This window comes from Pseudomonas sp. C9-3, assembly GCF_032392015.1.
In the GTDB taxonomy this organism is placed as follows: Bacteria; Pseudomonadota; Gammaproteobacteria; order Pseudomonadales; family Pseudomonadaceae; genus Pseudomonas; species Pseudomonas nitroreducens.
On record NZ_CP135919.1, the window covers coordinates 695,308 to 717,961 of the forward strand.

Here is a 22,654-nt window from a genome sequence, read left to right on the forward strand (position 1 = left end):
CGATCAGTGATCGTCTTCCATCCAGCCGCCGAACTCCTTCCAGCGGTTGACGATGCCGCAGAACAGCTCGGCGGTCTTCTCGGTGTCGTAACGGGCCGAGTGCGCTTCACGGTTGTCGAACTCGATACCGGCGGTCTGGCAGGCCTTGGCCAGGACAGTCTGGCCGTAGGCGAGGCCGGCGAGGGTCGCGGTGTCGAAGCTGGAGAAGGGGTGGAACGGGTTGCGCTTCACGCCGCTGCGGTTGACCGCCGCGTTGAGGAAGCCCAGGTCGAAGCTGCTGTTGTGGCCGACCAGGATCGCGCGCTTGCAGCCGTTGGACTTCAGCGACTTGCGGATGCCACGGAAGATCTCGGTGAGTGCCTGTTCTTCCGGCACGGCCATGCGCAGTGGGTGGTCCAGCTTGATGCCGGTGAACTCCAGCGCGGCCTGCTCGATGTTGGCGCCTTCGAAGGGCTCCACACGGAAGAAGTAGGTGTGCTCGGGGAACAGGTAGCCGCTTTCGTCCATGCCGATGGTGACGGCGGCGATTTCCAGCAGGGCGTCGGTGCCGGCGTTGAAGCCGCCGGTCTCGACGTCCACCACGACCGGCAGGTAGCCGCGGAAGCGACGTGCCATCGGGTGGCGCGGGCCTGGCGGGAAAGAACCGTCGAGTTCTTCTTCGAAGATTTCGTTCTCGTCACTCATGCCACGGTCTCCAGCAGGCGCCAGCGCAGTTTCTCGCCGGCACGCAGCGGGACTACATCGAAGTCGCCGAACGGCAGGGCCGCCGGCGCTTCCCATTCTTCACGCACCAGGGTGATGCGGTCGCTGTTGCGCGGCAGGCCGTAGAAGTCCGGGCCGTGCAGGCTGGCGAAGCCCTCCAGCTTGTCCAGCGCATTGCGTTGCTCGAAGGCTTCCGCGTACAGCTCGATGGCGGCGTAGGCGGTGTAGCAGCCGGCGCAACCGCAGGCGGCTTCCTTGGCGTGGCGCGCGTGCGGTGCCGAGTCGGTGCCGAGGAAGAACTTCGGGCTGCCACTGGTGGCCGCATCCAGCAGGGCTTCCTGGTGGGTGTTGCGCTTGAGGATCGGCAGGCAATAGAAGTGCGGGCGGATGCCGCCAACCAGCATGTGGTTGCGGTTGTACAGCAGGTGGTGCGCGGTGATGGTGGCGCCAACGTTGGCCGGGGCGGCCTTGACGAAAGCGGCGGCATCGCCGGTGGTGATGTGCTCGAAGACCACCTTGAGAGTCGGGAAGCGCTCGACCACGCGGGTCAGGTGTTCGTCGATGAAGCGCTTCTCGCGGTCGAATACGTCGACTTCCGCGCGGGTCACTTCACCGTGTACCAGCAGCGGCAGGCCGACTTCGGCCATGGCTTCGAGGACGTGGAAGATGTTGTCGACGCTGGTCACACCGGAATCGGAGTTGGTGGTGGCGCCGGCCGGATAGAGCTTGGCGGCGTGCACGAAGCCCGAGGCCTTGGCGGCGCGGACTTCCTCGGCGCTGGTGCGGTCGGTGAGGTAGAGCACCATCAGCGGCTCGAAGCGGCTACCGGCCGGCCGGGCGGCCAGGATGCGCTGGCGATAGGCATCGGCTTCGGCGGCGTTGCGTACCGGCGGGACCAGGTTCGGCATGATGATGGCGCGGCCGAAGGTGCGGGCGGCGTCGCCGACGGTTTGCGCGAGTGCGGCGCCGTCGCGCAGGTGGATGTGCCAGTCGTCGGGGCGCAGGAGTGTCAGGCGGTCGGACATGCGGATTCCAGGGGTGCGGTTGCAGCGGGAAGAGGGTGAAATGCTACCGGAAAAGGCCGCCGCCGGCACTCGCTATCAAGTTTTACCGGGGCCGACCGATAGATTGTGGGACGCCTTTTTATCTGTGTGGATGCCACCGTGCGCCAGCCATCTCTACTTCTCCTCACTCTTTGCGCGAGCCTTCCGGCCTGGGGTCTGACCTTCCAGACTCGCCTGGAAAGTGCGCAATGGACGGTGGAGGGTGACCAGTTCGAGTGCCGGTTGTCGCAGAGTGTGGCCGGTTTCGGCCTGGGCGAGTTCGTCTGGCGCGCTGGTGAGCAGCCGACATTCCGTCTCAAGCCGCTGACGGGGTGGCTGGGCACTGGCTCGGCGACCCTGCTGGCCGCCGCGCCGCCGTGGCGGCCGGGGCAGGGTGATCTGAATCTGGGGTCGGTACAGGTGGGTTCGGGCGACGTTCCGTTCAACAGCACCCAGCAGCAGGCCGGGCGCTTGCTCGGCGGCCTGCTGGAGGGCCGCGCGCCGGAAGTGCGCCACCGCACGCGCACCGGCGAGAACCTGCAGGTGCGGCTGATGCCCACGCGTTTCGCCGATGGATACGCGAAGTTCCAGGACTGTTCGACGAAGATGCTCCCGGTCAACTTCGACCAGGTGCGCCAGAGCCAGGTCGGCTTCCCTGACGGCGGCACCGAGGTCGACCCGCTGGGGCGCGCCAAGCTCGACATCATCCTGCAGTACATGAAGGCCGACCCGACGGTGAATCGCATCGAGCTGGATGGTCACTCCGACAACAGTGGCAACCGCCTGGCGAACCGCGAAGCCTCGCGCCGCCGCGCCATCGCGGTGATGGAGTACCTCAAGGCCAACGGCGTAGCCGAATCGCAGATCACCGTGCGCTTCTATGGCGAGCGCTACCCGCTGGTGAAGAACAACTCCGCCGCCAACCGGGCGAAGAACCGCCGGGTGACGGTCAATCTGTCCCGCGAAGCAGTGACCGAAGAAGCTCCGCCCGCGCCCGCTGAAGCACCCGTGGCGCCTGCTGCATCCGCTCCCGCCGCGCCTGCATCGGCCACCAGCGCCCCGTCCCAAGGCGCGCCCACGACGCCGGCCGCGAACGCCGCCACGCCACCCGCTGCACCCAAGGGTTGAACCTGCGGCGGCGGGTCGCACCGACGATAGTATTTGTCGCTTTGTCGTCAAAAGCTGTCGCCCCTCTGTAAATTATCCTGGGCGGGCAGTAGAATCGGTCCCTTTCGTGACAACCCCCGTGGAGTTGAGTGGCATGGCGGACGTGAAGAAGGTAGTCCTGGCGTATTCCGGTGGCCTGGACACCTCCGTGATTCTGAAGTGGCTGCAGGATACCTATAACTGCGAAGTAGTGACCTTTACCGCTGACCTGGGTCAGGGCGAGGAGGTCGAGCCGGCCCGCGCCAAGGCCAAGCAGATGGGCGTGAAAGAGATCTTCATCGAGGACCTGCGAGAAGAGTTCGTCCGCGACTTCGTCTTCCCGATGTTCCGTGCCAATACCGTCTACGAAGGCGAGTACCTGCTGGGTACTTCCATCGCTCGTCCGCTGATCGCCAAGCGCCTGATCGAGATCGCCAACGCCACCGGCGCTGACGCCATCTCCCATGGCGCCACCGGCAAGGGCAACGACCAGGTTCGCTTCGAGCTGGGCGCCTACGCGCTGAAGCCGGGCGTCAAGGTCATCGCTCCCTGGCGCGAGTGGGACCTGCTGTCCCGCGAGAAGCTGATGGACTACGCCGAAACCCACAACATCCCGATCGAGCGCCACGGCAAGAAGAAATCGCCGTACTCCATGGATGCCAACCTGCTGCACATCTCCTATGAAGGCGGCGTGCTGGAAGACACCTGGACCGAGCACGAAGAGGACATGTGGAAGTGGACCGTCTCCCCGGAGAAGGCCCCCGACACCGCCACCTACATCGAGCTGACCTACCGCAAGGGCGACATCGTTGCCATCGACGGCAAGGACATGAGCCCGGCGCAGGTACTCACCGAGCTGAACCGCATCGGCGGCGCCAACGGCATCGGCCGTCTGGACATCGTCGAGAACCGCTACGTCGGCATGAAGTCCCGCGGCTGCTACGAGACCCCCGGCGGCACCATCATGCTCAAGGCGCACCGTGCCATCGAGTCGATCACCCTGGACCGCGAAGTCGCTCACCTGAAGGACGAGCTGATGCCGCGCTACGCCAAGCTGATCTACACCGGCTACTGGTGGAGCCCGGAGCGCGAGATGCTCCAGCAGATGATCGATGCCTCCCAGGAACACGTGAACGGCGTCGTGCGCCTGAAGCTGTACAAGGGCAACGTCATCGTGGTTGGCCGCAAGTCCGACGACTCGCTGTTCGATGCCAACATCGCGACCTTCGAGGAAGACGGCGGCGCCTACAACCAGGCCGATGCTGCTGGCTTCATCAAGCTCAACGCGCTGCGCATGCGTATCGCCGCGAACAAGGGCCGCAAGCTGTTCTGATAAGCTTGCGTCTCCCGTGACAAGCAAACCCCGGCCACGAGCCGGGGTTTGTGTTTATAAGCCCGCTATCCGGGCACCTGATGAGGAAAGAACCGATGAGACTGCTGCACACCATGCTGCGCGTCGGCGACATGGACAAATCCATCGCCTTCTACACCGAAGTCCTGGGCATGACCCTGCTGCGCCGCAAGGATTACCCGGACGGCCAGTTCACCTTGGCCTTTGTCGGCTACGGCAACGAAGATGACAACAGCGTCATCGAGCTGACCTACAACTGGGGTGTGGACAAGTACGAACTGGGCACCGGCTACGGCCATATTGCCCTGGAAGTGGCCGACGTCTACAAGGCCTGCGAAGACATCCGCTCCCGCGGTGGCAAGATCACCCGCGAGCCGGGCCCGATGAAGCACGGCACCAGCATCCTGGCCTTCGTCGAAGACCCGGACGGCTACAAGATCGAGCTGCTGAGCCCCCAGCGCAAGGACTGACTTGCCGCTCTGAAGAAACCCCGCCTGGCTGCGGGGTTTTTCTTTTTATAGGCCTGGAGGCGCCCGTTGGTGATCGGCCATGCGCTCCCGATCGCGGAGAGGCACGATGCCAGCTTCGCGACCCTGAAAGGCTCCGCTCCAACCCTGCCCTCTCCCTGCCAGCCCCGCCCGTCGCCGGTAAGGGGCGAGCCAGACACAGCAGAGTGCTTTGTCGGCGGACACCCTCTGTGGGCGCGGGATTAGGAATCATCTGATGTCAGTGGGAAATGGCCCTACGGATACTGCCGACATTATCCACGGGGAGCCTTCGTCACGTGCCTGCTCATGAGCACGGCTCAGCGGACAGCTCCATCGGCCTTTCGATACTCAATTCCAATAATTCCACTGCCTCCCCCGATCAGCCGGTTTCCGCCTGCCTGTCGCAGAGGCGAGTCCTCGAACCCCGTGGTTGAAGTAGTTCCGCAGGCCCTCTGGCTTGCGGCCGACCTTTCCGATAGGGGATGACGACGGCCCTGCCGCCACTGTTCCCATGACTGCCGAGTTCCGAGGCCCATCATGGCTAAAACAATCGTTGTAATCGACAAGGCGACCCACGCGACCACCCAGATCAACCAGGCTGACCTGACCCTTCGCGCGCCCTCGGTCGTGAAGCTGGCTTTGAGCAAGGAGCAGGTCGTCAGCATGACCCGCGAAGGCAATGCGCTGGTGATCAAGACCCTGGACGGCGAGACCATTGTCATCCACGGGTTCTTCGGGGCGCCCGGCGCCCCGAACAGCGATCTGGTACTCGACAGCGGCGACGGCCATTACTGGGTTGCCGACGTCAACGATTCAGGTTCCGTCTTTGCCGGTTACAGCGATGTCGACTCGGTCGAGTCGCTGCTGGTGGCGGAGAGCGACGATCAGGGCGCGCTGCCCTGGGTACTGGGTGGCCTGGCGCTGGTTGCCGGTGGCGTTGCCGCTTCCAACAGCGGCGGCGGTGGCGGCGGGCATCATGGTGGCAGCGGGCTCAAGGCTCCCACCGCCGATCTGCAGGCTGGTGAAGCGGGCGGGCTGATCGTCAGCGGCACAACCAGCCCTGGCGCCAGCGTGACCGTGACCTTCCCGGATGGCTCCAGCACGACCGTGGTGGCGGATGCCAACGGTCACTACCAGGCGTCCACGTCCACGCCGCAGAGCAGCGGTGGCGTGGATGTTCACGTCGAGGATGGCAAGGGCAACAGCAGCAACGCCCATGTCGACTACACCGATACCACTGCACCGAATGCACCCAGCATCGAGGTGACCACCAACGCCGACGGCAGCGTGACCGTCAGTGGTAGTGCGGAACCGGGTAGCACCGTCACCGTCACCTATCCCGATGGCAGTACCGGCAGCGTCGTCGTCGGCGAGGACGGCGGCTATAGCATGACGTCGCCGCCCGACCAGCCTTCGGGCGACCTGACGGCAAGCGCCACCGACAATGCCGGCAACACCAGCCCTGGGACCCAACTGCCCTACGTCGATACCACGCCGCCGGCAGCGCCGAGCATCAGCGTCACTGAAAACGCCGATGGCGGCCTCACCATCAGTGGCTGCGCCGAAGCCGGCAGCATCGTCACCGTTACCTTCCCGGATGGCTCGGTGGGTAACGTCATGGCGGATGGCAACGGCCAGTACAGCATCACCACCCATGTGCCCCAGGCCAGTGGCGACATCAGCGCCACCGCCACTGATGTGTTTGGCAACACCGGCGAGCCCGGCAACCTGGCCTACGTCGATAGCACCCCGCCGGATGCGCCGCTGCTCGATCCGCTGGTTACCCTCTTTGGTGGCTCGGTCACCGTCTGCGGTAGCGCCGAACCGGGCTGCACCGTCACCGTGACTTTCCCGGACGGATCCACTGGCACCACGGTCGCCGATGCGAACGGCGCCTTCTCGGTGACCTCCGCTGGTCCGCAGCCCAATGGTGAAGTCAGCGCAACGGCTACCGACCTGGACGGCAACACCGGCCCGGCCGCCACTGATAATTTCGCCGACAGCACCGCGCCCGATGCTCCCGTGCTGGGCCCGATCATTACCAACGAAGATGGTAGCGTTACCGTCGGCGGCACCGCCGAGGCGGGCAGCACCGTCACAGTGACCTATCCGGATGGCTCCACCGGCTCCGTGGTGGTGGGCGAAGACGGCAGCTTCAGCCTCACCTCGCCGGAGAATCAGCCCAGCGGTGAGATCAGCGTCAACGCCACTGACGAAGCCGGCAACACCGGTCCATCGACCAGCGAAAACTTCACCGACACCACCGCGCCGGGTGCACCGAGCGTGAATGTTACGGCGAATGCCGACGGCGGCCTGACCGTGACCGGCAGCGCCGAACCGGGCTCGACCATCACCGTCACCTTCCCGGACGGCTCCACCGGCACTGCCACCGCTGGCAGCGATGGCAGCTATGGCATCACCACCCATGTTCCGCAGACCAGCGGGGAGGTCAGCGCGAGTGCGACCGACGCGGCTGGCAATACCGGGGGGGAGACCAGCTTCAGCTACACGGACAGCACCGCGCCGGAGGCGCCGGTACTCGACCCGATCGTCACCAACGACGATGGCAGCATCACCGTAGGCGGTAGTGCCGAGCCGGGTAGCACCGTGACGGTCACCTATCCCGATGGCAGCACCGGCTCGGTGGTCGTCGGTGAAGACGGCAGCTTCAGCATGACTTCGCCGGAGAACCAACCCACTGGCGAAATCGGCGTCAACGCCACCGACGAAGCGGGCAATACCGGCGCCTCGGTGACCGAAAACTACACCGACACCACCGCTCCGCAGGCACCGAGCGTCACCGTCACGGCCAATGCCGACGGTGGCCTGACCGTGACCGGTAGCGCTGAGCCGGGTACGACCGTGACCGTGACTTACCCGGATGGCACCATCGGCACGGCGACTGCCGGCTCCGATGGCAGCTACAGCGTCACCACGAACGTGCCACAGACCAGCGGCAACGTCAGTGCGAGCGCGACCGACACCGCTGGCAATACCGGCGACAGCACTACTCAGGTCTACACCGACAGCACCGCGCCGGAGGCGCCAGTCCTCGACCCCATCGTCACCAACGACGACGGCAGCATCACCATTGGCGGTTCGGCCGAACCAGGCAGCACCGTGACCGTCACCTACCCGGATGGCAGCACCGGCTCGGTGGTCGTCGGTGAGGATGGCAACTTCAGCATCACCTCGCCGGAGAATCAGCCCACTGGCGAAATCAGCGTCAACGCCACTGACGAAGCGGGCAATACTGGCGCTTCGGTGACCGAGAGCTACAGCGACACCACCGCACCGGATGCACCGAGCGTCACCGTCACGGCCAATGCCGATGGTGGCCTGACTGTGACCGGTAGCGCCGAGCCCGGCACGATTGTCACCGTCACCTTCCCGGACGGTTCCACCGGCAGCGCCACGGCGGGCGGCGACGGCAGCTACGACATCACGACCCATGCTCCGCAGACCAGCGGCGACGTGACTGCAACGGCAACGGACGCCGCTGGCAACACCGGTGACTCCACCACCCAGAGCTACACCGATAGCACCGCACCGGAAGCGCCGGTACTTGGCCCGATCGTCACCAACGACGACGGCAGCGTCACCATTGGTGGTTCGGCTGAGCCGGGCAGCACCGTGACCGTCACCTATCCGGACGGCAGCACCGGCTCCGTGGTCGTCGGTGAAGACGGCAGCTTCAGCGTCACCTCGCCGGAGAACCAACCCACCGGAGAGATCAGCGTCAACGCCACCGACGAAGCCGGCAATACCGGCCCGTCGGCCAGTGAAAGCTTCACCGATACCACTGCGCCGGAAGCACCGAGCGTGAACGTCACGGCCAACGCCGATGGCGGCCTGACCGTGAGCGGCATGGCAGAGGCGGGCAGTACCGTCACCGTGACCTACCCGGATGGCAGCACCGGTACGGCGACTGCCGGCTCCGATGGCAGCTACAGCGTCACCACTCACGTCCCGCAAACCAATGGCGAGGTCAGCGCGAGTGCGACCGACGCTGCTGGCAATACCGGCGACGCCACGACTCAGGGCTACACCGACAGCACCGCACCGGAAGCGCCGGTCCTCGGTCCGATCGTCACCAATGACGACGGCAGCATCACCATTGGCGGTTCGGCAGAGCCGGGCAGCACCGTGACGGTCACCTATCCCGATGGCAGCACCGACTCTGTGGTCGTGGGTGAGGATGGCAACTTCAGCATCACCTCGCCGGAGAACCAACCCACCGGCGAAATCAGCGTCAATGCCACCGACGAAGCGGGCAATACCGGCGCTTCGGTGACCGAGAACTACGTGGACACCACCGCACCGGAGGCACCGAGTGTCAACGTCACGGCCAATGCCGACGGTGGCCTGACCGTGACCGGCAGCGCCGAGCCGGGCACCACCGTCACCGTCACCTTCCCGGACGGCTCCACCGGCAGCGCCACGGTGGGCAGCGACGGCAGTTACGAGATCACCACCCACGTCCCGCAAACCAGTGGCGAGGTCAGCGCGAGCGCGACCGATGCCGCCGGTAATACTGGCGACAGCACCACCCAGGGCTACATCGACAGCACCGCGCCGCAAGCGCCGGCCCTCGATCCCATCGTCACCAACGGTGATGGCAGTGTCACTGTCGGCGGCTCGGCTGAGCCGGGTAGCACCGTCACCGTGACCTACCCGGATGGCACCACCGGCAGCGTGGTGGCAGGTGAGGACGGCAGCTTCAGCATCACCTCGCCCGCCAACCAGCCGAGTGGCGACGTAAGCGCCAAGGCTACCGACGAAGCCGGTAACACCGGCCCGGCAGCCACCGGCGAGTTCGCCGATACCACCGCGCCCGACGCGCCGGGTGTCACTGTCAGCGCGAATGCCGACGGCGGTCTCACCGTCAGCGGCAGCGCGGAAGCGGGCAGCACCGTCACCGTGACTTTCCCGGATGGCACCACTGCGACCGTCACCGCCGGCGATAACGGCGAATACAGCGTCACGACCCATGTGCCGCAGACCAGCGGTGACGTCAGCGCCAGCGCGACCGACGCCGCCGGCAATACCGGTGACGCGACCACCCAGCACTACACCGACAGCACGGCGCCGGAGGCGCCGGTACTCGACCCGATCGTCACCAACGACGATGGCAGCATCACCGTTGGCGGTAGTGCCGAGCCGGGCAGCACCGTGACGGTCACCTATCCGGATGGCAGCACCGGTTCCGTGGTGGTGGGGGAGGATGGCTCCTGGTCGATTACCTCGCCGGAAGATCAGCCCACCGGCGAAGTCAGCGTCAACGCCACCGACGAAGCCGGTAATACCGGCGCCTCGGTGACCGAGAACTACGCCGACACCACCGCGCCGGATGCACCGAGCGTGAACGTCACGGCCAATGCCGACGGCGGCCTGACCGTGACCGGCTCGGCGGAGGCGGGCAGTACAGTCACCGTGACCTTCCCCGATGGCAGCACCGGCACAGCGACCGCGGCTGGCGATGGTAGCTACAGCATCACCTCGAATGTTCCGCAGACCAGCGGTGACGTCAGCGCGAGCGCGACCGACGCCGCTGGCAATACCGGCGATTCGACCACCTTCAGCTATGCCGACAGCACCGCCCCGCAAGCGCCGGTACTCGACCCCATCGTCACCAACGATGATGGCAGTGTCACCGTCGGCGGCTCGGCAGAGCCGGGCAGCACCGTGACGGTCACCTACCCGGATGGCAGTACTGGCAGCGTGGTCGTCGGTGACGACGGCAGCTTCAGCATGACCTCGCCGGAGAATCAGCCCACCGGCGAGATCAGCGTCAACGCCACCGACGAAGCCGGCAACACCGGTCCGTCGGCCAGCGAAAGCTACACCGACACTACCGCGCCGGAGGCGCCGAGCGTGAGCGTCACGGCCAATGCCGATGGTGGCCTGACTGTGACCGGTAATGCCGAGCCGGGCACCAGCGTGACCGTGACCTACCCGGATGGCAGCACCGGCACGGCGACTGCTGGCTCCGATGGCAGCTACAGCGTCACCACGAACGTGCCGCAGACCAGCGGCGACGTCAGCGCGAGCGCGACGGACGCGGCGGGCAACACCGGCGATTCGACCACCTTCAGCTACACCGACAGCACTGCGCCGCAAGCGCCCGTGCTTGACCCGATCATTACCAATGACGACGGCAGCATCACCATTGGCGGTTCGGCTGAGCCGGGCAGCACCGTGACAGTCACCTACCCGGATGGCAGCACCGGCAACGTGGTCGTGGGCGAAGACGGCAGCTTCAGCGTCACCTCGCCGGAGAACCAACCCACCGGTGAAATCAGCGTCAACGCCACCGACGAAGCGGGCAATACCGGTGCCTCGGTGACCGAGAACTACACCGACACCACCGCGCCGGAGGCACCGAGCGTTACCGTCACGGCCAATGCGGACGGCGGCCTGACCGTCAGCGGCACGGCAGAGGCGGGCAGCACCGTCACCGTGACCTACCCGGATGGCAGCACCGGCACCGCAACCGCCGGTTCCGACGGCAGCTACAGCGTCACCACGAACGTGCCGCAGACCAGCGGCGACGTCAGCGCGACGGCGACCGACGCGGCCGGCAACACGGGCGATGCCACCACCCAGTCCTATTCCGATACGACCGCTCCTGAGGCGCCTGTCCTCGATCCGGTCGTCACCAACGAAGACGGCAGTATCACCGTCGGCGGCAGCGCGGAGCCGGGCAGCACCGTCACCGTCACTTACCCGGATGGCAGCACTGGCTCCGTGGTGGTTGGCGAAGACGGCAGCTTCAGCCTCACCTCGCCGGAAAACCAGCCCACTGGTGAGATCAGCGTCAACGCCACCGACGAAGCCGGCAATACTGGCGCCTCGGTGACCGAGAACTACGCCGACACCACCGCGCCGGATGCGCCAAGCGTCACCGTCACCGCCAATCCCGATGGCGGCCTGACCGTGGCTGGCAGCGCCGAGCCGGGCACGACTGTCACTGTCACCTTCCCTGACGGCAGCACCGCCACCGCAACAGCCGGCGGCGACGGCAGTTACGAAATCACCACTCACGTCCCGCAAACCAGTGGCGAGGTCAGTGCCAGTGCGAGCGATGCTGCCGGCAATACCGGCGACTCGAGCACGGTCACCTATACCGACAGCACCGCGCCGCAAGCACCGGCCCTCGACCCGATCGTTACCAACGACGATGGCAGCGTCACCGTCGGCGGCAGCGCCGAGCCGGGCAGCACTGTCACCGTCACTTATCCGGATGGCAGCACTGGCTCTGTGGTAGCGGGCGAGGACGGCAGCTTCAGCATCACTTCGCCGGGCAACCAGCCCAGCGGTGACGTGAGCGCCAAGGCTACTGACGAGGCCGGCAATACTGGCCCGTCTGCTACTGGCGAGTTTGCCGACACTACCGCGCCGGGTGCGCCGAGCGTCAACGTTACCGCCAATGCCGATGGCGGCCTGACCGTGACTGGCACGGCGGAAGCCGGTAGCACCGTGACCGTCACCTTCCCGGATGGCACCACCGGCTCCGCCACGGCGGGTGGCGATGGCAGCTACAGCATCACCACCACGGTCCCGCAAACCACGGGCGACGTGAGCGCCAGCGCGACCGACGCCGCCGGCAATACCGGCGATGCCACTACCCAGGGCTACACCGACAGCACCGCGCCGCAAGCGCCGGTGCTCGACCCGATCGTCACCAACGAGGACGGCAGCATCACCATCGGTGGTACGGCCGAGCCGGGCAGCACCGTCACCGTGACCTATCCCGACGGCAGCACCGGCAGTGTCGTGGCGGGTGAGGACGGTAGCTTCACCCTCACCTCTCCGGAGAACCAGCCCACCGGTGAAGTCAGCGTCAATGCCACTGACGAAGCCGGTAATACCGGTGCCTCGGTGACCGAGAACTACGCCGATACCACCGCGCCGGATGCACCAAGCGTCAACGTCACGGCGAATGCCGACGGTGGCCTGACCGTGTCCGGCACGGCTGAGGCGGGCAGCACCGTTACCGTGACCTTCCCGGATGGCAGCACTGGCGCCGCGACTGCAGGTTCCGATGGCAGCTACAGCGTGACCACCACGGTTCCGCAAACCACGGGTGACGTGAGCGCCAGCGCGACCGACGCCGCCGGCAATACCGGCGATGCCACCACCCAGGGCTACACCGATAGCACCGCGCCGCAAGCACCGGTACTCGATCCCATCGTCACCAACGAGGACGGCAGCATCACCGTCGGCGGCAGCGCCGAGCCGGGCAGCACCGTCACCGTGACCTATCCGGATGGCTCCACCGGCAGCGTAGTCGTCGGTGAAGACGGTTCCTGGTCGATCACCTCGCCGGAAGATCAACCCACCGGCGAAGTCAGCGTCAACGCCACCGACGAAGCCGGTAACACCGGTGCTTCGGTGACCGAGAGCTATACCGATACCACCGCGCCGGATGCGCCGAGCGTCACCGTCACTGCCAATGCTGACGGCGGCCTGACCGTCACTGGCACGGCAGAGGCGGGTAGCACCGTTACCGTTACCTTCCCGGATGGCTCTACCGGTACTGCCACCGCCGGCAGCGATGGCAGCTACAGCGTCACCACCACCGTTCCGCAAACCACCGGCGACGTCAGCGCCAGCGCGACCGACGCGGCTGGCAATATCGGCGACGCCGCCACCCAGGCCTACACCGATAGCACCGCGCCGCAAGCGCCGATCCTTGACCCGATTGTCACCAACGAAGACGGCAGCATCACTATCGGCGGCTCGGCAGAACCGGGCAGCACCGTCACTGTCACTTACCCGGATGGCAGCACTGGCTCCGTAGTGGTGGGCGAAGATGGCAGCTTCAGCGTCACCTCGCCGGAGAACCAACCCACTGGTGAGGTTAGCGTCAACGCCACCGACGAAGCCGGCAACACCGGTGCCTCGGTGACTGAGAACTACACCGATACCACCGCCCCGGACGCGCCGAGCGTCACCGTCACGGCCAATGCTGATGGCGGCCTGACCGTGGCTGGCAGCGCCGAGCCAGGCACGACCGTGACCGTCATCTTCCCGGATGGATCCACCGGTACTGCCACCGCCGGCAGTGACGGCAGCTACAGCGTCACCACCATGGTTCCGCAAACTACCGGCGACGTCAGCGCCAGCGCGACCGACGCGGCTGGCAATATCGGCGACGCCACCACCCAGGCCTACACCGACAGCACCGCGCCGCAAGCGCCGATCCTCGACCCGATCGTCACTAACGACGACGGCAGCATCACCATTGGCGGTTCGGCCGAGCCGGGCAGCACCGTCACCGTGACCTACCCCGACGGCAGCACCGGCAGTGTCGTGGCGGGCGAGGACGGCAGCTTCACCCTCACTTCACCGGACAATCAGCCCACCGGTGAAATCAGCGTCAACGCCACCGACGAAGCCGGCAATACCGGTGCCTCGGTGACCGAGAACTACGCCGACACCACCGCGCCGGATGCACCAAGCGTCAACGTCACGGCGAATGCCGACGGTGGCCTGACCGTGTCCGGCACGGCTGAGGCGGGCAGCACCGTGACCGTGACCTTCCCGGATGGCAGCATCGGTACGGCGACTGCCGGCTCCGATGGCAGCTACAGCGTGACCACCACGGTTCCGCAAACCACCGGTGAGGTCAGCGCGACCGCCACCGACGCCGCCGGCAACACGGGCGACGCCACTGCGCAGAGCTACACCGACAGCACCGCTCCGCTGGCGCCGGTCCTCGACCCGCTGGTGACCAACGAGGATGGCAGCGTCACCATCGGTGGCTCGGCCGAGCCGGGCAGCACGGTGACCGTGACCTATCCGGACGGAACCACCGGCAGCGTGGTGGCCGGTGAGGATGGCAGCTTCACCCTCACGTCCCCCGCCGGCCAGCCCAGTGGCGACGTCACCGCCAAGGCTACCGACGAAGCCGGCAATACCGGCCCATCGGCCACCGGCGAGTTTGCCGATACCACCGCACCCGACGCGCCGAGCGTCACCGTCACGGCCAATGCCGACGGCGGCCTGACCGTGGCCGGTACTGCCGAGGCGGGTAGCACGGTGACCGTGACCTTCCCGGACGGCAGCACCGCGACCGCCACGGCGGGTGGCGATGGCAGCTACAGCATCACCACCCAGGTGCCGCAGACCAGCGGTGAGGTCAGCGCGACCGCCACCGACGCTGCCGGCAACACCGGCGATGCCACCACCCAGACCTACACCGACAGCACCGCGCCGCAAGCGCCGGTACTCGATCCGGTCGTCACCAACGACGATGGCAGCATCACCGTCGGCGGCAGCGCCGAGCCGGGCAGCACCGTCACCATCACCTACCCGGACGGCACCACCGGTTCCGTGGTAGCGGGTGAAGACGGCTCCTGGTCGGTCACCTCGCCGGACAACCAGCCCAGCGGCGAGATCAGCGTCAACGCCACCGACGAGGCCGGTAATACCGGTGCCTCGGCGACCGAGAGCTACACCGACACCACCGCGCCGGATGCGCCGAGCGTGAATGTCGTCGCCAATGCCGACGGCGGTCTGACCGTGAGTGGCAGCGCGGAGGCGGGCAGCACCGTCACCGTGACCTTCCCCGATGGCTCCACCGACACTGTCACGGCGGGTAGCGATGGTAGTTACAGCATCACCACCAACGTGCCGCAGACCAGCGGCGACGTGACCGCCAGCGCCAGTGACGCGGCTGGCAACGTGGGCGACAGCACCACCGTGGGCTACACCGACACCGCCGCTCCGCAGTCGCCGAGCGTGACGGTCAGTGCCAACGACGATGGCGGATTGACCGTCAGCGGCAGCGCGGAGGCGGGTAGCACCGTGACCGTGACCTTCCCGGACGGCTCGACCGCCTCGGTGACCGCCGGTAGCGACGGCAGCTACGAAATCACCACCCACATCCCGCAGACCAGCGGTGAGGTCAGCGCCAGCGCCACAGATGCCGCTGGCAATGCCGGCGCGCCCACCGTCGAGAACTACACCGACACCCAGGGCCCGCAGGCACCGAGCGTGAACGTGACGGCGAATGCCGATGGCGGCCTGACGGTTGCCGGCAGCGCCGAACCGGGCAGCAGCGTGACCGTGACCTTCCCCGATGGCAGCACCGCGACGACCACGGCCGGCAACGACGGCAGCTACAGCGTCACCACCACGACTCCGCAAACCACCGGTGAAGTCAGCGCGACCGCCACCGATGCCGCAGGCAACACCGGCGCTGCGGCAACCGTGGACTACACCGACAGCGGCGCGCCGCTGGCACCGAGCGTGAACGCCAGCGCCAATGCCGACGGCGGCCTGACTGTGACGGGCATGGCGGAGGCGGGTAGCACCGTCACCGTGACCTTCCCGGATGGCAGCACCGGCACGGCGACCGCGGGCACCGATGGCAGCTACAGCGTCACCACCCACGTCCCGCAAACCAGCGGTGACGTCAGCGCCAACGCCACCGATGCCGCTGGCAATGCCGGCGCATCGACGGTCGAGTCCTACACCGACAACACCGCGCCACTGGCACCGGAGCTGGACCCGCTGGTGACCAACGGCGATGGCAGCGTCACCCTCACCGGTAGCGCCGAAGCGGGCAGCACCGTGACCGTGACCTTCCCGGACGGCACCACCGGCTCCGTGGTCGCGGGCAGCGATGGCGCCTTCAGCATCACCTCGCCGGCGGGGCAGCCCAACGGCGATGTCATCGCCAAGGCCACTGACGAAGCGGGCAATACCGGCCCGTCGGCCACCGGCGAATTCGCCGACACCACTGCACCGGATGCGCCGAGCGTGAACGTCAGCGCCAATGCCGATGGCGGCCTGACCGTGACGGGCTCGGCGGAAGCGGGAAGCACCGTGACCGTGACCTTCCCGGATGGCAGCAGCACCACCACGACCGCGGGCAGCGACGGTGCCTATAGCGTCACCACGACAGTGCCGCAGACCACGGGTGAAGTCAGCGCCACGGCGACCGACAGCGCCGGCAATACCGGCGACGCCACCACGGTGAACTACGCCGACACCGGCGCGCCGCAGTCGCCGAGCGTGAATGTCAGCGCCAATGCCGATGGCGGCCTGACCGTGACAGGCACGGCGGAGGCGGGCAGCACCGTCACCGTGACCTTCCCGGATGGCAGCACTGGCACCGCGACTGCGGGTTCCGACGGCAGCTACAGCGTCACCACGACGGTTCCGCAAACCAGCGGTGAAGTCAGCGCGACCGCCACCGATGTGGCCGGCAATATCGGCGACGCCGCCACGGTGGACTACACCGACACCGGCGCACCGTTGGCGCCGAGCGTGAACGTCAGCGCCAACACCGACGGCGGCCTGACCGTGGCGGGTACGGCGGAGGCGGGCAGCACCGTCACCGTGACCTTCCCGGATGGCAGCAGCGGCACCGCCACTGCCGGCGCCGATGGCAGCTACAGCGTCACGACTCATGTTCCGCAAACCAGTGGTGAGGTCAGTGCGACCGCCACCGATGCAGCCGGCAATACCGGCGACCCGGCCACGGCGGACTACACCGACACCGCTGCGCCGCTGGCGCCGAGCGTGAATGTCGTCGCCAATGCCGATGGCGGCCTGACCGTGACGGGCACGGCGGAAGCGGGCAGCACCGTGACCGTGACCTTCCCCGATGGCACCACCGGCGCGGCCACCGCCGGTTCTGATGGCAGCTACAGCGTCACCACCCAGGTGCCGCAGACCAGCGGCGAGGTCAGCGCGTCCGCCACCGATGCCGCGGGCAATGCTGGCGCGTCGACGGTCGAACACTACACCGACAACACTGCGCCGCTGGCGCCGGTACTCGATCCGCTGGTGAACAATGCCGATGGCAGCGTCACCGTCAGCGGCAGCGCCGAAGCGGGCAGCAGCGTCACTGTCACCTACCCGGATGGCACCAGCGGATCGGTCACCGTCGGCTCCGATGGTCGCTTCAGTGTTACCTCGCCGGTCGGACAGCCCAGTGGTGAGGTCAGTGCCAGCGCCAGCGATGCCGCCGGCAACGCTGGCCCGTCGGCCAGCGCCACCTTCACTGACACCACTGCGCCGGACGCTCCGAGCGTCAACGTCACGGCGAACGCCGACGGCGGCCTGACCGTGACGGGTACGGCCGAGGCGGGCAGCACCGTCACCGTCACCTTCCCGGATGGCACCAGCGGCACGGCAGTCGCCGGCACCGATGGTAGCTACAGCGTCACCACCCACGTGCCGCAGACCACGGGCGAAGTCAGTGCACTGGCAACCGACGCTGCCGGCAATGACGGCTCGGCCACTACCGCCACGTACACCGACACCAGCTTGCCGCAGGCACCGGTGCTCGACCCGCTGGTGAACAATGCGGATGGCAGCGTTACCGTCAGCGGCAGCGCCGAGGCGGGCAGCAGCGTCACCGTCACCTACCCGGACGGCACCACTGGATCGGTGACCGCCGGGACCGATGGCCGCTTCAGCGTCACCTCGCCGGTTGGCCAGCCCAGCGGCGAAGTCAGTGCCAGCGCTACCGACCTGGCCGGTAACGCCGGACCGGCAGCGACGGCCGACTTCACCGACACCACCGCACCGGGTGCACCGAGCGTGAACATCACCGTCAACGCCGATGGCGGCCTGACGGTGACAGGGATGGCAGAGGCGGGCAGCACCGTCACCGTGACCTTCCCCAGCGGCGCCACCGGTACGGCCATCGCCGGTTCCGACGGCGGCTACAGCGTCACCACCCACGTCCCGCAGAGCACGGGCGAAGTCAGCGCCGCCGCCACTGACGCGGCCGGCAACACCGGCGCATCCGCCTCCGCGGACTACGCCGACAGCACCGCGCCGCTGGCACCCAGCGTGCTGGTCAACGCCAATGCCGACGGTACCCTGGTGGTCAGCGGCAACGCCGAAGCCGGTAGCCAGGTCACCGTGACCTTCCCGGATGGCACGCAGCAGACCGTCACCGCCAGCGCCGCGGGCACCTACAGCGTCACCAGCGCCGGGGCCCAGAGCAGCGGCGAGGTCAGCGCCGTGGCCACCGATGCCGCCAGTAACAGCAGCGAGAGCGGCAGCGCGCACTACGCGCTGGCGACCGTCAGCGGCATCTCCGAAGACAACGGTCTGAACAGCGGCGACTTCATCACCAACGACAACACCCTGGTGGTCAGCGCCACCGTGGACGGCCAGCTCAACGCCGGTGACAAGGTGCAGATCTCCGTCGACGGCGGCCAGACCTGGCACGACGCCGTGGACCAGGGCAACGGCACTTATGTCTTCGATAACAGCGGCACGGTCATGGGCGATGGCGACTATGTGTTCATGGCCCGCGTGGTCGGCAGCGAAGGCAACGTCAGCCTGGCCGACAGCCAGGCGGTGCAGATCGATACCCAGGGACCGTCTGCCAGCCTGACCGTCACCTTCGATGGCATCAGCGACGACAACGGCTACCTCGGCAACGACTTCGTCACCAATGACAACACCCTGCTGTTCCGTGGCCACCTGAGCCAGAGCCTGGCGGCCGACGAGGGCGTGGAAATCAGCCTCGACGGCGGCCATACCTGGCAGCGCGTCGAGGTCAACGGCACCGACTGGACCTTCGACAACACCGGCAAGGTGCTGGGTGACGCGGAGTACGACGTGCAGGTGCGGGTGGTCGACGATGCCGGCAACGTCGGCAACAGCGCCGGCCATACCGTGGTGATCGATACCGACGGGCCAAGCGCCGACAAGACCATTACCCTCGACGCCATCAGCGACGACAACGGTGCCCAGGGCAATGACTTCATTACCAACGACAACACCCTGGTGTTCTCCGGCAAGCTGGGCGTTGCGCTCGGCGCCGGCGAAGGCGTGGAGATCAGCCTGGATGGTGGTCACACCTGGCAGCGCGCCGACGTTTCCGGCACCGACTGGCGCTTCGACAACACCGGCAAGGTGATCGCCGACGGCAGCTACACCGTGGTCGTACGGGTGGTGGACGACGCCGGTAACATCGGCCAGAGCGCCCAGCATGACCTGAGCATCGACACCCAGGCGCCGACGTTCACCAGCTTCGTACTCGACCTGGATACCGCCAGCGACAACGGCAGCAGCACCACCGACAACAAGACCAGTGTGATGACGCCGAGCTTCACTGGCACCGTCGCCGGTCTCTCCGCGGCGGATGCTGCGGCGGCCGCGGCGGGCAAGATCACCGTGATGCTGTTCGACGACAAGAATGGCGACGGCGTCTACGGCCCGGGCGATGTGATCTATGCCCAGGACCTGACGCTGACGATGAACGGCACCGGTGGCACCTTCACCGTGACGCTGCCGTCGATGTTCGATGGCAGCTACAACATGAAGGCGGTGCTGGTGGACGAGGCGGGCAACCATTCGCAGGTCGGCCTGCTCGATAACAGTGCCGATGCCAGGTTGGTCATCGACGTGGCCGGTACGCCGTCGGTGGGCGCCAGCAACCAGGCAGCCGACGGTCTCGGCCTGTCGATGTCCTCCATCGGCGACTTCAACGGCGACGGCTACGAGGACTTCGTGGTCTCCGCGCCGCATGACATCTATGGTTCAACCGCTGCCTACCAGTCGGACATCTATGTGCTCTACGGCAGCGCCAATGGCCTGCCGTCGTTGAAGAACATCGACAACCTGACACCGGACCAGGGCTTCCGCATCAAGCAGACCGGTGTCACCGGTACCGGCGCTGACGTCGGTATCCAGGGACAACTGGTCACCAACCTCGGCGATATCAACGGCGACGGCTATGATGACTTCGCCATCACCGGCACATTGAACGACCGCGCCTACGTGATCTTCGGCCGCGAAGGCAACACCCTCAGCACCCTCGACCTGCTGAGTCTGGAGAACGGCGCCACCGCCAATGGCTTCGTGATCAAGAACAACAACACGGGTGGCTGGCCGGCCAACAGTATCAGCGGTGGCGACATCAATGGTGACGGCTATGCCGACCTGATAATCGGCTCGGCCGATGGCAACGGTGGCAACGGCATGTACGTGGTGCTCTATGGCCACGCCGGCAGCGCGGGCAGCTCTGCCTGGAGCAACCTGCTGCTGCGCAACTACGCCAGCGACGCCGATCCGGGTGGCCTGTACTACGCCACCGGTGCGACCTCGTCCACCCTCGGCTCGCGCGTGGAGAACCAGACCAACGTGCGCACCACCTATGCGCCTGACGCCGATTCCGACCTCGGCTCGGTGATCAAGGTCATCGGTGACGTCAACGGCGACGGTTACGCCGACTACATCGTGACCGCACCGCGTGGTAACGGGTTGAATGGCAGCACCATCGCCAACAGTGGCACCGCCTACCTGATCTGGGGGAGCGCCAATGGACTGGGCAACAGCTACAACCTGGCCAACCTCACTCCGGATCAGGGCGTGCGCCTGGTGGGTTCGGAAGCCGGCGAGTGGCTTGGTGGAGCGACCTACGACCAGGGTGGCGCATCGCAGAGCGCGGGTCAGTGGTACGCCGAGTTCTCCTCGATCCAGAACATCGGCGATATCAATGGCGACGGTATCGAAGACTTCGCCATCGGTTCTCCGGGCTGGGGCGACTCGACTGCCGACACCACCGCACCGGGCCGCGTCTATGTGATCTACGGCAAGGAGAGCGGGGTGGCCTGGGGCGACATCAAGCTGGGCAGCCTGAACGGCACCGATGGCTTCATCATCTCCAGCGGCAGCAATGGCACCGCCATCGGTGGCTCGAAGACCACTGCAGACGGCATGCTCGGCTATGCCGTCAGCTCCGGCGGCGACGTCAACGGCGACGGCATCGACGACTTCCTGATCGGCATGCCCGGCTACGACAACGGCGTCACCAACCGTGGCGCGGTGTACCTGGTCTACGGCCGTGCCGACGGCAGCTTCGACGCCAACACCGACCTGGACGCGCTGGTCGCGGCCGGGCTGGCGGTGAAGTACACCGGGGTAAACGCCAATGACTATGCCGGTACCGGCCTGGCCATGGGCGACTGGAATGGCGACGGCATCGCCGATTATGGCTACGGCGTCTGGCAGAGCGACACGGGGGCGACCAACGCGGGGGGCTACAACATCTACAGCGGCTCCATCGCGCTGCTGACCCACAGCTACACCGTGGGTGACGATGAAATCTGGGCCGGCACCACCAGCCCGGGAGCGTCTGCCATCAACAACGGGGTGGACATCATCAGCGGTGGCCAGGGCAACGACATCATCCATGGCATCGGTACCGATACCACCGGCACCACCGATACCAGCGTGCAGCATGACGTAGCCATGGGCGGTGCCGGCAACGACACCATCGGCCTGGTCGGGACGACCTTCACGCGGGTCGATGGCGGCCTGGGCATCGATACCCTGAAGTTCGAGGCTTCCGGCCTGCAACTGGATCTCACCAGCTACGGCACGCGGGTCAAGGGCTTCGAGATCTTCGACCTGGGCAGCAGCCAGGAGGGGAGTGGCAACAACACCCTCTCGCTGCGCCTCGCGGACGTGCTCAAGCAGGTCGACACCACCAGTGCCGAGGTACCCAACCTGATGATCAAGGGCGACGGCAGCTCCACCGTGGACCTGGCCGAGACCGTCGGCTCTGGTGGCTGGGCAGTCAGCGGCAGCAAGACCGTGAACGGCGTCGACTACGACATCTGGCACAACGCGAGCATGGGGAGCAACACCAATGCGGACCTGCTGATCCAGCACGGCATCAACGTGGTCTGACGACCGGGCCGAGGGGCGCTGCGTGGCCGGCGCCTCTCGGCCTTGTCTGTGGCCGCGATTTTCCTGCCTGACCCCAGGGGCGCGCGTCGCGTCCCGGGGGTTGGGCGCTTGTCGTTTAGGAAACGTCTCATTCATGCGTCCGAGCGGGCTTCAGATAATGGCCCGGACGATTCGCAACAGGCCGTTCTGAGCGGCCTTCTTCTACAGCGGGCATCCCCAGGTCAGCCGTCCGGCGGCCGCAGGCAGGCCCA

General features: G+C 66.7%; 6 protein-coding genes. 4 read left to right on the plus strand and 2 right to left on the minus strand.

The window, feature by feature from the left end; translation table 11 throughout:
* Positions 1-3: 3 nt before the first annotated feature.
* Both rnt and pyrC read right to left on the minus strand, forming a co-directional pair.
* Positions 4-684, minus strand: a complete 681-nt coding sequence (gene rnt / locus RS899_RS03135) for a ribonuclease T (RefSeq protein ID WP_037011317.1) — start codon at positions 682-684, stop codon at positions 4-6.
* Entirely contained in the window at positions 681-1,727 is a 1,047-nt protein-coding gene (pyrC, locus tag RS899_RS03140) for a dihydroorotase (RefSeq protein ID WP_054908856.1), read from the minus strand. The genes rnt and pyrC overlap by 4 nt, the downstream gene beginning before the upstream one ends.
* A 138-nt stretch (positions 1,728-1,865) precedes the next feature.
* Here pyrC and RS899_RS03145 point away from each other — a divergent pair, with 138 nt between their 5' ends.
* The 4 genes from RS899_RS03145 (at position 1,866) to RS899_RS03160 (ending at position 22,403) form a co-directional block, all read left to right on the plus strand.
* Complete coding sequence (locus RS899_RS03145) at positions 1,866-2,873, plus strand: flagellar protein MotY (RefSeq protein ID WP_315809069.1); 1,008 nt, start codon at positions 1,866-1,868, stop codon at positions 2,871-2,873.
* A gap of 133 nt (positions 2,874-3,006) precedes the next feature.
* The gene (locus tag RS899_RS03150) at positions 3,007-4,224 is read left to right on the plus strand and encodes an argininosuccinate synthase (protein ID WP_054908855.1); all 1,218 of its coding nucleotides are present in this window, start codon (positions 3,007-3,009) and stop codon (positions 4,222-4,224) included.
* A 95-nt stretch (positions 4,225-4,319) separates the two neighbouring features.
* The gene (gene gloA, locus RS899_RS03155) at positions 4,320-4,712 is read left to right on the plus strand and encodes a lactoylglutathione lyase (RefSeq protein WP_017521018.1); all 393 of its coding nucleotides are present in this window, start codon (positions 4,320-4,322) and stop codon (positions 4,710-4,712) included.
* Positions 4,713-5,267: 555 nt separating this feature from the next.
* Positions 5,268-22,403, plus strand: coding sequence for an Ig-like domain-containing protein (locus tag RS899_RS03160; RefSeq protein WP_315809070.1), 17,136 nt, complete (start codon positions 5,268-5,270; stop codon positions 22,401-22,403).
* The last annotated feature ends 251 nt before the right edge of the window (positions 22,404-22,654 follow it).

Coding starts and splice junctions, on each gene's coding strand:
- gloA (WP_017521018.1), top strand. CDS start 4,320: ATGAGACTGCTGCACACCATGCTGCGCGTCGGCGACATGGACAAATCC.
- rnt (WP_037011317.1), bottom strand. CDS start 684: ATGAGTGACGAGAACGAAATCTTCGAAGAAGAACTCGACGGTTCTTTC.
- pyrC (WP_054908856.1), bottom strand. CDS start 1,727: ATGTCCGACCGCCTGACACTCCTGCGCCCCGACGACTGGCACATCCAC.
- RS899_RS03160 (WP_315809070.1), top strand. CDS start 5,268: ATGGCTAAAACAATCGTTGTAATCGACAAGGCGACCCACGCGACCACC.
- RS899_RS03150 (WP_054908855.1), top strand. CDS start 3,007: ATGGCGGACGTGAAGAAGGTAGTCCTGGCGTATTCCGGTGGCCTGGAC.